General features: G+C 62.7%; 12 protein-coding genes and 2 pseudogenes. 13 read left to right on the top strand and 1 reads right to left on the bottom strand.

Features of this window, described 5'->3' with window-relative positions; all coding sequences use genetic code 11:
• Window positions 1–8: 8 nt before the first annotated feature.
• Window positions 9–1,049, bottom strand: coding sequence for an ABC transporter substrate-binding protein (locus EPK99_RS21055; protein ID WP_128445070.1), 1,041 nt, complete (start codon window positions 1,047–1,049; stop codon window positions 9–11).
• Window positions 1,050–1,334: 285 nt separating this feature from the next.
• Here EPK99_RS21055 and EPK99_RS21060 point away from each other — a divergent pair.
• The 13 genes and pseudogenes from EPK99_RS21060 to EPK99_RS21120 form a co-directional block, all read left to right on the top strand.
• Window positions 1,335–1,846 (top strand): annotated as a pseudogene (locus EPK99_RS21060) (ABC transporter permease); the annotation flags it as partial.
• A pseudogene (locus tag EPK99_RS26000) lies at window positions 1,840–2,109 on the top strand (ABC transporter substrate-binding protein); the annotation flags it as partial. The pseudogenes EPK99_RS21060 and EPK99_RS26000, both read left to right, overlap by 7 nt.
• Before the next feature lie 452 nt (window positions 2,110–2,561).
• Window positions 2,562–4,151, top strand: a complete 1,590-nt coding sequence (locus EPK99_RS21070; protein ID WP_128445071.1) for an ABC transporter substrate-binding protein — start codon at window positions 2,562–2,564, stop codon at window positions 4,149–4,151.
• Complete coding sequence (locus tag EPK99_RS21075) at window positions 4,152–5,246, top strand: ABC transporter permease (RefSeq protein ID WP_245582517.1); 1,095 nt, start codon at window positions 4,152–4,154, stop codon at window positions 5,244–5,246.
• Entirely contained in the window at window positions 5,243–6,094 is an 852-nt protein-coding gene (locus tag EPK99_RS21080; RefSeq protein WP_128445072.1) for an ABC transporter permease, read from the top strand. The genes EPK99_RS21075 and EPK99_RS21080 overlap by 4 nt, the downstream gene beginning before the upstream one ends.
• A complete protein-coding gene (locus EPK99_RS21085) occupies window positions 6,087–6,905 on the top strand; it encodes an ABC transporter ATP-binding protein (RefSeq protein ID WP_128445073.1) in 819 nt (272 codons plus the stop codon). The genes EPK99_RS21080 and EPK99_RS21085 overlap by 8 nt, the downstream gene beginning before the upstream one ends.
• The gene (locus EPK99_RS21090; RefSeq protein ID WP_128445074.1) at window positions 6,905–7,630 is read left to right on the top strand and encodes an ABC transporter ATP-binding protein; all 726 of its coding nucleotides are present in this window, start codon (window positions 6,905–6,907) and stop codon (window positions 7,628–7,630) included. The genes EPK99_RS21085 and EPK99_RS21090 overlap by 1 nt, the downstream gene beginning before the upstream one ends.
• Window positions 7,631–7,849: 219 nt before the next feature.
• The gene (locus tag EPK99_RS21095; RefSeq protein WP_128445075.1) at window positions 7,850–8,641 is read left to right on the top strand and encodes a MetQ/NlpA family ABC transporter substrate-binding protein; all 792 of its coding nucleotides are present in this window, start codon (window positions 7,850–7,852) and stop codon (window positions 8,639–8,641) included.
• Window positions 8,642–8,643: 2 nt separating this feature from the next.
• A complete protein-coding gene (locus tag EPK99_RS21100) occupies window positions 8,644–9,795 on the top strand; it encodes a methionine ABC transporter ATP-binding protein (protein ID WP_128445076.1) in 1,152 nt (383 codons plus the stop codon).
• Window positions 9,776–10,429 (top strand): methionine ABC transporter permease, encoded by a 654-nt coding sequence (locus EPK99_RS21105; RefSeq protein ID WP_128445077.1) that lies wholly within the window; start codon window positions 9,776–9,778, stop codon window positions 10,427–10,429. Before EPK99_RS21100 ends, EPK99_RS21105 begins: the two co-directional genes overlap by 20 nt.
• A gap of 28 nt (window positions 10,430–10,457) precedes the next feature.
• Window positions 10,458–11,714, top strand: a complete 1,257-nt coding sequence (locus tag EPK99_RS21110) for an SfnB family sulfur acquisition oxidoreductase (RefSeq protein WP_128445078.1) — start codon at window positions 10,458–10,460, stop codon at window positions 11,712–11,714.
• A gap of 17 nt (window positions 11,715–11,731) precedes the next feature.
• On the top strand, window positions 11,732–12,961 hold the full coding sequence (locus EPK99_RS21115; RefSeq protein ID WP_128445079.1) for an SfnB family sulfur acquisition oxidoreductase: 1,230 nt from the start codon (window positions 11,732–11,734) through the stop codon (window positions 12,959–12,961).
• 24 nt (window positions 12,962–12,985) lie between these two features.
• The gene (locus EPK99_RS21120; protein WP_128445080.1) at window positions 12,986–14,386 is read left to right on the top strand and encodes an LLM class flavin-dependent oxidoreductase; all 1,401 of its coding nucleotides are present in this window, start codon (window positions 12,986–12,988) and stop codon (window positions 14,384–14,386) included.
• Window positions 14,387–14,619: the final 233 nt, after the last annotated feature.

Raw genomic sequence — 14,619 nt, forward strand, 5'->3', positions numbered from 1 at the left:
TTCTCCGATCAGGCCGCGCTGCGGGTTTCGAGTTCCGCCCAGGGGCGCCGGTCGACCCAGGTTTCGATGTCGAAATTGCCGGCCAGAAAGCCCCATTCATGCAGGAAGTCCTTGTAGTGGCCGATCGCATCGACGAGGTCCGGTTCGAGACCGATGCCGAGATGCTTGTGGAGTTCTGGTCCGTTGGCCGCCGCCACGACCTCCTCCGAGGCACCGACTTCGTGGGCCACGAAGCGGCGCACCTCGTCCGGATGCGCTTCGGCCCAGGCGCTGGCGCGTTTCAAGGTGCCGATCAGTGTTGCCACCAGGTCAGGCCGGTCTTCGGCAAGCCGTTCATCGACGGTAAGGATGCGCGGCGAACCGGAATTGATGCGGATCCTGGGATCGGGATGGAAGCCGAACTCGACAACGGTATGCGTTGCAAAGAGATTGGCGACGCTGATCCCCGGCGTACCCTTGACATATATCGCGTCCACCTCGCCACGCAGCAGCGCCGCTATTTCCGGGCCATAGGCCTGGCGGTTGCGTAGGCCATAGAGCTGCGGTCCTTCACGGCCGTCGAGTACGGAATCCGTGAGTGGAATATTCACGATGTCGACCTGGTCATGGGTCAGGCCCTCCAGGGCGAGGGCCGAGACGAGGCCCTTCGACGCGGTCGCGGCCATGAAATCGACGATTCCCGGCGGTCGGCGGGCGATGCCGAAGCGGCGGCCGACGAGATCGCGCGTCGTCTTGATGCCGCTCGACGGCAGGGTGATGATGGCCTGGAATTCGTCGGTCCAGGTGATCCCCACCAGCCGCGTCGGATTGCCTTCCGAGCGTGCGCGGATCGGCGGCACGTTGCCGCCGTGGCGGAAGGAATAGTCCAGGTGATGGTCGAAATGGCTAGACCGGATTGCCCGGTCCTTGCTGTCGATGATCGAGCTGAGCGTGATGCCTTCTTTGGCGAAGGCTTCATCAAGCAACCCGAGTTGGGTTGCGAGACCGACCGGCGTCGGCACAGGGCAGCGCGTGTACCAGATCTGCGAGACAGCGTTCTTGAGTGTCATGGAGCCCTCTCCCACCTGTTACCGAAAGCGTTTTTCACCTAATTGTCCGTCCGGAGTTCAGGATTGCTCCGTCACCCTAGATATTAGGATTAATTTGCGAAAAATCGTGTTTTTTTAAATACAAAAGAAACTTGATTTCCATATGTAGCAGGTATTAGGTTTCGTATTTCAAAACAGATTAGATAAAGCCTATAGAATTAGTCAACTATCAAAATGAACGGACCCGACTGATCGGGTCGCAGACGGGTTCGCCGAGCGGGCCGCGCGAATGAAGAGACGAGCTTGATGCCGGCGCTGCTGAGAATCGGACGAACGCTGAGCCGCATCCTGCTGCAGGCAATCCCGACCATGCTCGGGACGTCATCCTGAACTTCTTCCTGCTGCAGATGGCGCCCGGGGACGCACCCGACGTGCTGGCAGGCGAGGCGGGGTCGGCGACGGAGGAAAGCATGGCGGTGCTTCGTTCGCGATTCGGGCTCGACAATCCGGTGCTCGTCCAGCTGGGCACCTATCTCAACAATCTCGCGCATTTCAGCCTTGGGTTTTCACCCCTATACGGCATGCCGGTTGCCGATCTGATCGGCCAGCGCCTGCCCGGCACGCTGACCTTGATGATCGTGGCGCTCGTCATCGCTATCGTCATCGGCGTCACCCTGGGTTCGGTGATGGCAAGCTTTGCCGGCCGGATACCCGATCGGCTGCTGTCGATCTTTTCGCTGCTGTTCTATACGATCCCGAGTTTCTGGATCGGCCTGATGCTGATCGTGTTGTTCTCGGTGAAGCTCGGCTGGCTGCCGTGGCGGCGATCGAGACCGGCGAAGTCCAGGTGTCCACCGCCAATATTCCGCTGACGGATGTCGAGCGTCTCAAGGACGAGGCGGGCTACAAGCGCGGTGCGGACGGTTTCCGCTTCAAGCTCTTCATCGATCCGACCCAGCCCTCCGGTCCTCCCAAGCAGACCGCGGAATACTTCGCCCAGGCGCTCGGCAAGGTCGGCATCAAGGTCGAGCTTCGCAGCCAGGACTTCGCGACCTTCGTGAAACGCATCTTCACCGACCGCATGTCGCGTCAGTCACCGGCGACAAGGCTGCATGTCGCGATTGCCATCCGCGGCGAATTCGACGAAGTGGCCTGGGAGGCCCTGCTGCATGAGGCCGAATCCCTCTGCACTATCAGCAATACATTGAAATTCGCGCCGACTTTCGAGATATCCGTCAAGCCCTGAGCCGCCAGGCGCGTGTACCACCCATGCGCTCCCCGCATGCGCTCCGCGCGACAGGCAAGCGGAAGCCTGTCGCGTGCCTGGCAGGCAGAATGGAAAACTGTTTCGCTGGCCGGGCAGGGTAGGGGTGAATATGGCTGCCTTCACTCCGGCATTGTGAGTAATTTCAACTCCGTACTGTCCAAGAATGCCGATCGACCACCACTTGACCGCGACGTACCGCTCGTTTGTGCGAGCCGTTGGGCATCTGGAAAAGCGGTCGCACCGGCGCATCATCTAGGGGGTTAAACATGATACTCGTATCGAGCAGGCGCACGCTCATGGCTGCCGCCGTCTTTGCCGCAGGGCTTTCCGGCATCGCAGCCGCGCAGGCCGCAACGCCCGCCAATGCGCTGGTCGTTGCACAGTCGATCGACGATGCCGTCAGCTTCGACCCTGCGGAAGGTTTCGAACTCACCACCGTCCAGACGTTCAACAATGTCTATCAGCGCCTGGTCGAATCCGACCGCAAGGATGGCACCAAGATCAATCCGGCCATCGCAGGCTCCTGGAAGCCCGGCATCGACGGCAAGAGCCTGGAATTCGAGATCCGCAAGGATGCGGTCTTCGCCTCCGGCAATCCGGTGCGCCCGGAAGACGTCATCTTCTCGCTGACCCGTGCCGCCAAGCTCAACAAGTCGCCGGCCTTCATCCTGAACGAGCTTGGCTGGACTGCCGATACCGTCGCGGGCGCGATTTCCAAGATCGACGACAGCCATGTCCGCCTGACCTGGACAGCGGATGTCGGACCCGCCTTCGCGCTTGCCCTCCTGACGGCGCCGATCGCCTCGATCGTCGATGAAAAGGTCGTCTCCACCCATGTAACCGGCGATGATTTCGGCAATGCCTGGCTGAAGACGAATTCGGCCGGGTCCGGCGCGTTCGTGATCGCAAAATATCAGCCGCACGAAGCGCTGGTTCTGGCGGCCAACGCCAGGTCGGCGGAAAAGCCGAAGCTCGCGACCGTCATCCTCCAGAACGTTCCGGATGCTGCGGCACGCCGGCTGCAGGTCGAAAAGGGCGATGCGGACGTCGCCCGCGGCCTCGGTGCCGATCAGGTCGATGCGATCAAGAAGGATGGCAAGCTGACGGTCGATGCGGTTCCTTCCGCCCGGACCGACTATATCCTCATCAATTCGAAGGCCAGTGCAGAGCTCGGCAACCCTGCCTTCTGGAAGGCCGCCCGTTACCTGGTCGATTACGAAGGGATCACCCGCGACCTGCTGCGTGGCCAGAGCGACATCCATCAGGCTTTCCTGCCGGTCGGCTTCCCAGGCGCCTTGAAGGACAATCCCTACAAGCTCGATGTCGAGAAGGCCAAGAAGATCCTTGCCGATGCCGGCATCAAGACGCCGCTCAAGCTGGAATTCCCGGTCTTCAAGGACCAGCCCTTCCTCTCTGTCGCACAGTCCCTCCAGTCGACCTTCGCCAAGGCTGGGATCGAACTCGACATCCAGCCAGGCGTCGCCAGCGACATCTATGCCCGCGGACGGTCCGGCAAGTACCAGATCACCCTGCGCTACTGGATACCCGACTATTTCGATCCGCATTCCAACGCTTCGGCCTTTGCCATCAACAAGGACAATTCCGCCAATACCGTCGCCAAACAGGCGGGCTGGGTCATTCCCGAACTGACCACCGAGACCCTGGCTGCCGTCAAGGAGCAGGACCCGGCCAAGCGCGTGGCGGATTATGAAAAGATCCAGAAGCAAATTCAGGACGAATCTCCTTTCGTCTTCCTGTATCAGGGGGCCGATCAGGTCGTGCTCGGTAAGAACGTCAAGGGATACGTTCAGGGTCTGAACGCCGACCAAGTCTATTATGACGGAGTTTCGAAGTAATTGAGTTTCGACCAGTCTGAAGCATCTCGGGCCGCACAGCCCGAAATTGCGACGAGCCGCCGGCCACAGGGCCGGCGGTATCTTTTTGTGCTGCCGGGTCTGGCCAGCGGCATCGTGTCGTTTGCGATCACCCTGCTGGCGCTGGTGCTCGTCACCTTCGCCATGACGCGGCTTTCGCCAATCGATCCTGCCCTGCAACTGGTTGGAGATCATGCAAGCCAGTCGAGCTATCAGCAGGCGCGGGTAGAGCTGGGGTTGGATCAGCCCCTGCCTGTCCAGCTCGGCATCTATCTCAAGCGGTTGCTGACCGGCGATCTCGGTGTCTCGCTGAGCACGGGCCAGCCGGTTCTGTCCGACATCGCCCGCACGTTTCCCGCGACCGTCGAGCTTGCCACGGCGGCGATCGTCGTCGCCTCTTTGGTTGGCGTCGGTCTCGGCATCCTGGCGGTGCTGAAGCCCGGCGGGGCCGTCGATGCCATCGCGCGTTTCGTCTCCCTCGTCGGATTTTCCACGCCGATCTTCTGGCTGGGCCTGCTTGCCCTCCTGCTGTTCTACGCGCGCCTCGGCTGGTTGCCGGGGCCGGGACGCCTCGATGTCGCCTATGCCTACACGGTCGAGGCCGTGACCGGGTTCGGGATCATCGATGCCTTTCTCTCCGGCCAGGACGGGGCCGTGGCCGACGCTTCGGCTCATCTCGTCCTGCCCGTCCTGGTATTGGCCTTCTACGGCCTTGGCGGCATCGCGCGGTTGACGCGATCGGCCCTGCTGGACGAACTCGGCCAGGACTATGTGATGGTCGCGCGGGCCAAGGGCGCCGGCCGGGCGCGGATCGTGCTGGTGCATGCCCTGCCCAATATCGTCGGCCCGCTCTTGACCGTGCTGGCGCTTGCCTATGCACATCTTCTGGAAGGCGCCGTGCTGACCGAGACGGTTTTCGCCTGGCCCGGCATCGGGCGTTATCTGACCACCGGCATGTTCGCCGGCGATGCGCCGGCCGTGCTCGGAGCAACCATCGTCGTCGGCACGGCCTTCATCTTCCTGAATGCGATGACAGACCTTGCCGTCGGCCGCCTGCAGAAGAGGCGCGGACGATGAGCGCCGTTTCCTCTCTTACCCAGCATTCTCCCGTGAGACGCCTCTTGCGCAAGCCAGCGCTGGTCATCGGAACGGCGATCGTCGCGATCACCGTGGTCGTCGCCCTGTTCGCGCCGGTGATCGCGCCCTTCGATCCCTATGCGCAGGACACGGCGATCCGCCTCATGCCGCCCGATGCCATCCACTGGCTTGGCACCGATGCGTTCGGCCGGGATCTGCTGTCCCGGCTGCTCTACGGCACCCGCCCGACGCTGCTGCTCGTGCTGCTCGTGATCGTCTTCATGGCGCCAGCCGGGGTCGTGATCGGCATCGTTGCCGGCTATTTCGGAGGCATCACGGAACGGGTGCTGATGCGCGTCACCGATGTGGTGATGTCTTTCCCGCGGCTGCTTCTCGCTTTCGCCTTCGTCAGCCTGCTCGGTGCCGGCATTTTCAACGGCGGGCTGGCGCTTGCCCTGACGCTCTGGCCGGCCTATGCCCGGCAGGCGCGAACGGAAACGGCCCGGATGCGGGCGAGCGATTATCTCGCAGCCTCGGAAATGCTCGGCATTCCGGGCTGGCGCCTGCTGCTCTTTCATGTGCTGCCTATGGTGCTGCCGAGCGCCACGGTGCGCGTGGCGCTCGATCTTTCCGGCATCATCATCGCTGCGGCGGGGCTTGGCTTCCTCGGGCTTGGCGTCAAGCCGCCGGCCGCCGAATGGGGATCCATGGTGGCGGAAGGAACTCAGGTCGTCTTCGACCAGTGGTGGATCGCGGCCGCACCGGGTGCTGCGATCTTCATCCTTTCGCTCGGCTTCAACCTTGTGGCCGACGGGCTGCGCGACCTGATGGATCCCCGCCATGGCTGAGCACGGTCTGAACATCCGCAACCTGACGATCACCGCGCCCTCGGCAAGCGGAGAGATCGGGATCGTCCACAATCTATCCTTTTCGGTCGGCCGCGGCATCGTGGCGCTGGTCGGAGAGTCCGGGTCCGGCAAGTCGACCACGGCCAGGGCCGTTCTCGGCCTCAACCCCGAGCAGTTTCGGGTCACGGCGGATAGGTTTTCCTTCGACGGCGAAGATCTTCTCGATCTGTCCGAAAAACGCTGGCGTTCGGTGCGCGGCAGGATGATCGCGCTCATGCCGCAGGATCCGAAGACGGCGCTCAATCCGAGCCATACGATCGGGCGGCAGGTCGAGGAGACGCTATTGCTGCACGGGACGTCGAGCCGCAGTGACCGGCGGCTTCAGGCGCTTGACATGTTGCGAAGGGTCGGACTGACGGACGCAGAGCGCGTCCATGCATCCTACCCGGCGCAGATGTCCGGCGGCATGGCGCAAAGGGCGATGATAGCGGCAATGCTCGTCTCGCGCCCCAAGCTTCTCGTCGCCGACGAACCGACGTCGGCACTGGACCGGGAGGCGCAGGCGGTGGTGCTGTCTCTGCTGTCGGAATTCAGCCGGGATCTCGGCATGGGGCTGCTCCTCATCAGCCACGACCTGGCTCTGGTCTCGCGTTTTGCCGAACGCGTGATCGTGATGCGCGCTGGCCGCATCGAGGAAGAGCTGGCCGCCACCGCACTCGACGATGCGCGCTCCACCTATACGCAAAGCCTCTGGCGTGCCCGCCCTTCCGCGGAAACCTACGGTCAACGCCTGCCCGTGATGGATGAATGATGACCAGGACTCCGGCGGTCGAGATCAACGGATTGAATGTCAGCTTCGGTGGCACCGACAAGCGGTTTACGGCCGTCCGGGACGCGTCGCTTCGGGTCGAGGAAGGAAAGACCTTCGGCCTGATTGGGCCTTCCGGATGCGGCAAAACGACGGTGCTGCGTGCCCTCGCAGGGTTGAACACGCGCTGGCACGGTAGCATGCGCCTCTTCGGCGAACCCGTGCAGCCCGGTCAGAAGCTTTCGGGAAATATCCGCAGCCGTGTCCAGATGGTGTTTCAGGACCCCTATGCCTCGCTGCATCCCCGCCACAAGATCGGCCGCAGCCTGGGCGAGCCGCTCGCCATCCACGGGGCATCCGACATCGACGGAGAGGTGATCGCAGCCCTGGCTCAGGTCGGCCTGACTCCGGACATGGCCGGGCGCTATCCGCACCAGCTTTCGGGCGGCCAGCGTCAGCGGGTCGCGATCGCCCGGGCGCTGATCCCCCGTCCCGACCTTCTCCTGCTGGACGAACCGACATCGGCACTCGACGTGTCCGTACAGGCCGGGATACTGAACCTGCTGAGCGACCTTAAGCAGCAGCGTGGCATGACGTTTGTCCTCGTCAGCCACGACCCGGGGGTGGTTGGCCACATGTGCGATGAAGCGGCGGTCATGGCTGCCGGGGAGGTGGTGGCGAGACTGGATCGCGACGGTATCGATGCCCGCTACGCTGCCGGAACCTGAGGGCCGGATGCACCGGCCGGCCTTGCCCTCTTTGCGATCGTCTTATCTCGGACTGCTCATCACGTCGCCGCAAGCAGGAAGGGTAAAGTCGGACCTTCCCGGAAAACCGCTCACGGCAGCAAGATTTTTCCTGTTCTGGTTTCTGATCAGAAAGACTTCCCTCTCAAAGCCCACGAAAACTATCCAGTGTGCAGACAGTAAATCCATCGAGAGGGTAACATGAAACTTCTTTCCATCCTGACGGCTGTGCTGATCGCAGCGGCCACGCCAGTGCTTGCGGAGACAGTCAAGATCGGCGTGGTGCCGGGCGTGTATGGCGATTCCGTCGAAGCGCTCGTGCCGGAGGCCAAGGCCCAAGGAATCGATCTGCAAGTCATCGAATTCAGCGACTGGACGACGCCCAACGAGGCGCTCCAGGCCGGAGACCTGGACCTGAACTATTTCCAGCACAAGCCCTTCCTCGACAACGCGGTCAAGCAGAAGAGCTATGAGATCGTGCCGATCGGGGTGGGGACACTCGCCAATATCGGCATCTATTCGCTGAAGTACAAGGATTTCGCCAGCGTGCCGGATGGGGCGGTCGTGGCAATCGCCAACGACCCCGTCAACCAGGGCCGTGGGCTTCTGCTGCTGCAGCGCGGCGGGCTCATCACGCTGAAGGATGGCGTCGGATTCCGGGGCACGCTCGACGATATCATCGAGAACCCGAAGCACGTGACCTTCAAGGAGGTTGAGGGACCTCAGCTTGCACGCGTCACCGGTGACGTCGATCTTGCGCTCGGCTATCCGCATTTCATCATTGCGGCAAAGACGTTCGATCCCGGCTCGGCGCTGATTTTCTCGGGCATCGACGACAAGCAGTTCGCCATCGTTTTTGCAGCCAACAAGGCCAAGGCCGACAATCCGGCGCTAAAGAAGGTGGTCGAGCTTTACCAGACCTCTAAGGTCGTCCGCGAGGCGATCGCCAAGGGCTTCGCCAACAATCCGAAGCTCTACACGATCGCGTGGTGACCATGAACACGGCATTTTTCGACGCAGCCTTCGAGGTTCCGCACAGGACGCCCGAGCGTGTGCGCAATGATGCCGTATCGACTGAGGCGCCCCCTTCGAAGGGAGCGTCCGGCTCCGTCCGCTTCGAGGCGGTTCGCAAGACCTATTTGTCGTCTGCCGGTCCGGTCGATGCGCTGAAGGGCATTTCCGTCGACATTCCGGCGGGTACGATTTTCGGTATCATTGGACGCTCGGGTGCCGGAAAGTCGAGCCTGTTGAGGACCGTCAACCGGCTCGAACGGCCGACCGACGGGCGTGTCCTGGTCGATGACGAGGATGTCGCGGCGCTGGATGAAGACGACCTCGTCCGGCTGCGGCGCCGGGTCGGGATGATCTTCCAGCATTTCAATCTCCTGTCTGCCAAGACGGTATTTGCAAATATTGCGCTGCCTCTGGTGGTCGCGAAAGTCCCTCGTGAAGACATCCGCCAACGGGTGGCGGATGTGTTGAAACTGGTCGGGCTTGAGGGCAAGGAGAATACCTATCCATCCCGGCTTTCGGGCGGGCAAAAGCAACGGGTCGGCATCGCCCGGGCGCTCGTCAGCCGTCCGCAGATCCTGCTCTGCGACGAGGCGACATCGGCGCTGGACCCCGAGACGACACTGTCGATCCTCAAGCTCCTGAAAGACATCAATCGCCGGCTTGGCTTGACCATCGTTCTCATCACCCATGAGATGAGCGTCATCCGTGAGATCTGCGACGAGGTCCTCATTCTCGAAGGCGGTGAGGTGGCCGAAAGCGGAGACGTATGGCAGGTCTTCGGAAATCCCCGGCACGAAGCGACCCGTGCCCTGCTGGCGCCGCTGAGCCGCGGTCTGCCGGCGGATCTTGCCGAACTCATTCGACCGGCACCGCTGGACGGCCAGCCGTGCCGCGCGATCGTCGAACTCTCGTTCACCGGCACCGGCGATAATGAACTCGATCTTGCGCGGATTTCCACGGCGCTCGGCATCGGCGCCCGGCTGGTGCAGAGCGATCTTGACCGCATACAGGGGCATCTGAGCGGACGCATTCTCATGAACGTTCCGTACCGAAACGATCTGGCGGCGGTGATCTCAAACCCGTTGCTTGCCAATCACACAAGGATTGTCGGCTATGTCGCCGCAGATGATTGATCGCCTCTGGCACGCCTTTCTCGACACGCTGACCATGGTCGGCGCTTCGACGTTCATCGCGCTTGCAGCCGGCATTCCGCTTGCCGTCTTTCTCGTCATGTCCGCACAGGGCGGCCTCATCCAGGCACCGCGCGCCAACCGTCTGATCGGTGGCCTCATCAACGGCTTCCGCGCGACGCCCTTCGTCGTACTCATGGTCGCGCTTCTGCCCTTCACGCGGCTGGTGACCGGAACGACGATAGGCGTATGGGCCGCGGTCGTGCCGCTGTCGATCAGCGCGACGCCCTTCTTTGCGCGCATCGCCGAGGTCAGTCTGCGGGAGGTCGATCACGGCCTGATCGAGGCTGCCCAGGCCGTCGGCTGTCGCCGCTGGCACATCATTCGCCATGTCCTGCTGCCGGAGGCGCTGCCTGGGCTGGTGGGCGGCTTCACGATCACCATCGTCTCGATGATCGGCGCCTCCGCCATGGCGGGTGTGATCGGTGCCGGCGGGCTTGGCGACGTGGCGATCCGCTACGGCTACCAGCGCTTCGATACCACCGTGATGCTGGTGGTGATCGCCATCCTGATCGTTATTGTCTGCGCGGTTCAGTTCGCGGGAGATTTTGCGGTACGCAGGCTGCGGGCCCGGTAGGCACATCAGAGAACCAAGGTTCCGTTTCATGACAGCATCGTCCAACCGTTCGACCGTGATCGATCCTGCAGGCAAGACGCCGGCGCGACCTCTGCCACCTTCTCCTGTGCACCGTATCGCGAGGGATATTGACGCCCTGGCGATTGCCGAGACGCTTGCGCGGACATTCCGCGACGGTGCGGCGAACCGCGACCGCCATCGCCTGCTGCCATGGGACGAGGTCGAAGCCTATACGGCAAGTGGCCTCGGGGCCATCACGGTGCCCAAGGCCTATGGCGGCGCCGGCGTTTCCTATGAAACGATGGCAAAGGTCTTCGAGATCCTCTGCGCTGCCGATCCTGCGCTCGGCCAGATCCCTCAGAACCAGTTCGGGGTGCTCGCCCTTGTCGAGGATATCGGAACGGCAGAACAGAAAGAGCGGATCTATGGCGACGTCCTCGCCGGCTATCGCATCGGCAATGCTGGCCCGGAGCGCAGTACCAAGGCGGTCAATATTGCGACCACGCGCCTGACGCAGACGCCGCAAGGCCTGCGGCTGAGCGGGCGGCGCTTCTATTCGACCGGCGCCATCTTCGCGCACTACATTCCGACCCGCGCGCTTGACGACGAGGGCAGGGCCGTCCAGGCCTGGGCGCGTTACGACAGTCCGTGCCTGACCGTCATCGATGACTGGAATTCCTTCGGTCAACGGACCACCGCTAGCGGATCGGTCGAATTTGCCGATGCTCCTGTCGATCCGCTGCTGGTGCTGCCGGTCCATGCCTTTGCCGACAGGGCGGGGCTTGCGGGGCCGATTTCGCAGCTGATCCAGGCGGCGATCGATGCCGGGATTGCGCGCGCCGCCTTTGACGACATGCTGGCTTTCGTCCGCGATCATGCGCGGCCGTGGACGGATTCGGGCTTGCAGAGTGCCACGGACGATCAGACCATCCTGCAGGAAGTGGGGGCTTTGGCCACCAGCCTGCATGCCGCCCAGGAACTGCTTTACGACGCCGGGCGGACGATCGACGCCGTTGCCGCCGAGCCGGTAACGGCCGAAAGCAGCGCGCGTGCGTCGGTTGCCGTTGCGGAAGCGAAGATCCTGACGACCGAGATCGCCCTTGAAGCGAGCGAGAAGCTGTTCGATCTCGCAGGCTCCGCCGCGACCCGTTCGAGACACGGGCTCGATAGGCATTGGCGCAATGCGCGGGTTCATACGCTGCACGATCCGGTCCGCTGGAAGTATCACCTGATCGGCAATTACGAACTGAACGGCGTCCTTCCGGCCCGCCATCAGTGGAACTGAACGCCAGGATGCCGCCAATGACAGACGCCCCCATCGCCGCGCCCGCGGCTCCGCCGTCGCGACGTCCGCATCTGATCGTTTCCAATGAAGAGGCGATCGCTGCAGCGCATGATTTTGCCGAAAGACTGCGTGCCACGTCATCGAAACGCGATGCGGAACGGCTGCTGCCCTGGCAGGAACTGGACGACTTCGTCGCAACCGGCCTCTGGGGCATCAGCGTGCCGAGGGCCTATGGTGGTGCCGGCGTATCCTCGTCCACTCTTGCGAAGGTCACGTCGATCATCGGCGCGGCCGACGGTTCGTTGTCGCAGATTCCGCAAAACCATTATTACTCTCTGGAAGTGCTTCGCGTCGGCGGCAGCGAGACTCAGAAGCGATTCTTCTACGAGCGTGTCCTGGCCGGCGAGCGCACCGGCAATGCGCTGGCCGAGATCGGCCACAAGGATTTCAAGCGCCGCACCCGGCTTGTAGAGGACGGCGGCCGGCTGTTCGTCGACGGCACCAAGTACTATTGCACCGGCGCGATATACGCACACTGGATCCCGACGCTGGTCGTAAGGCAGGAAAACGGTGCCGAGCGGCTTTACGTCGTCTTCGTGCCGCGCACGGCGCCGGGCGTCACCGTCCATGACGACTGGGACGGTTTTGGCCAAAGGGTGACCGGCAGCGGCACGGTGCGTTTCGACCGGGTTCCGGTCGACGCAGACTGGGTCATCCAGTTCCAGGATTCCTTCGATCGCCCCACCTCGATCGGCCCGTTGGCGCAGATCATCCACGCGGCGATCGACCTTGGCATCGGGCAGGGCGCCTATCGCGACATGCTCGACTTCGTCCGCACCCGGTCGCGTCCCTGGATCGACGCCAAGGTCGATCGGGCATCGGACGATCCGCTGACGCTTGCCGAGGTCGGCCAGGTGAAATTGCGGCTGAGGGCGGCCGAGGCCCTGGTCGAGCGGGCGGCGACCTTCGTCGATGTCGCCATGCAGGCACCGGATGCTGAGAACGTGGCCGCCGCCTCGATCGCTGTCGCCGAAGCGAAGATCCTGACGACGAAGGCCGGCCTGCTCGCCGCCAACAAGCTGTTCGAGCTCTCCGGCACGTCCTCGACCATGGCCGACGACAATTACGATCGCCACTGGCGCAATGTCCGGACGCATACGCTTCACGATCCGGTGCGTTGGAAATACCAGGCGGTCGGCCGCTACTATCTTAACGGCACGCTGCCTCCGCGCCACGGCGCTATCTGAACCGTCAAGGAGCGATAAGAGCCGATGCCCGAAGACAAGCAGATTCTGCTCAACGCGTTCAACATGAACAGCGTTGGCCATATCAACCACGGACTCTGGACCCATCCGCGTGACCGGTCGCACGAGTACAAGACCTTGTCCTATTGGACCGACCTGGCAAGGACGCTGGAGCGTGGTCTGTTCGACGGCATTTTCCTCGCCGACATCGTTGGGGTCTATGACGTTTATGCCGGTTCGGTCGACCTAACCTTGAAGGAGTCCATCCAGCTTCCGGTCAACGATCCGACGCTGATCGTTTCGGCCATGGCCGGCGTCACCGAAAACCTCGGCTTCGGCGTGACGGTCAATACAAGCGTCGAGCATCCGTTTACCTTTGCAAGGCGTATGTCGACGCTCGACCACCTTACCGGCGGTCGGATCGGCTGGAACATCGTCACCGGCTATCTCGACAGCGCCGCCCGCGCCCTGGGGCAGGCCGGCCTGAACGATCATGACGATCGGTACGATCGCGCAGACGATTATCTCGAACTGCTCTACAAGCTTTGGGAAGGCAGTTGGGATGACCATGCCGTCGTCCTCGACAGGGAGAGGCGGATCTTTGCAGAGCCGTCGCGCGTGCGCGAGATCTTCCACGACGGCCCCTATTACAAGGCACAGGCCTACCATCTGGCCGAGCCGTCGCGCCAGCGTACGCCGGTGCTCTACCAGGCCGGCAGTTCCGGTCGCGGCAGGACATTCGCCGGGCGCCATGCCGAATGCATCTTCATCAACGCCACGGACCCGGTGTCCGCGCGTGCGGTGGTGCAGGCACTGCGCGACGAGGCGGTTGCGGCAGGGCGACGGGCCGACGAGATCAAGATCTTCATCGGCATCACCGTCGTGACCGGCAGGACGCAGGCCGAGGCCGAGGAAACCCTCTCCGACTATCTCGATCACGCAAGCCCCGAGGCGGGCCTTGCGCATTTCTCGGCCGGTACCGGTATCGATTTCTCGCGCTTCGATCTCGACGAGGAGATCCAGTATGGCACGGGCAACGCGATCCAGTCGGTTACGCAACTTGCCCGGCAGAAGGGCTGGTCGAAGCGGCAACTGTTGAAGGAACTGGCGATCGGCGGCCGCTATCCGCTGATCGTCGGCGACGGAGGCAAGGTGGCGGAAGAACTGATCCGCTGGGTAGAAGAAAGCGGCGTCGACGGTTTCAACCTGACCCGAACCGTCGTGCCGGAGAGTTTCGAGACCTTCATCGATGTCGTCGTGCCCGAGCTTCAGTCGCGCGGCGCCTACAGGACCGCCTACGAAGACGGCTCGTTGCGTCACCGGCTGTTCGGTCAAGGTGACCGGTTATCCGATCGGCATTTCGGCAGTCAGTTCAAGTTTCGCCGCAGCGATTTTGCTGGGTCCGCTGATGTGCCGACCGCGGTTTGAGCTCGATCAGGCCCTGGGGACCGCGCCAGGCTTGTCCGAAAGAGAAGAGCTGCTTCTTCCGCTGACGTCTATTGATAGATTACTGTTTTCGAGGCACCGGCTTTGGCACCCAGGTTGGAATGTCCGGCTTTGCGCAAAGTTGGAGTGTCCCTTCTATCGTCGCGTGGCATGTTGATCAGCCCCGACCTGACCGGCTGGGAGGTTATATTCCGCATTACGGAACGCAATTGCTC

The organism is Neorhizobium lilium, from assembly GCF_004053875.1.
Classification (GTDB): domain Bacteria; phylum Pseudomonadota; class Alphaproteobacteria; order Rhizobiales; family Rhizobiaceae; genus Neorhizobium; species Neorhizobium lilii.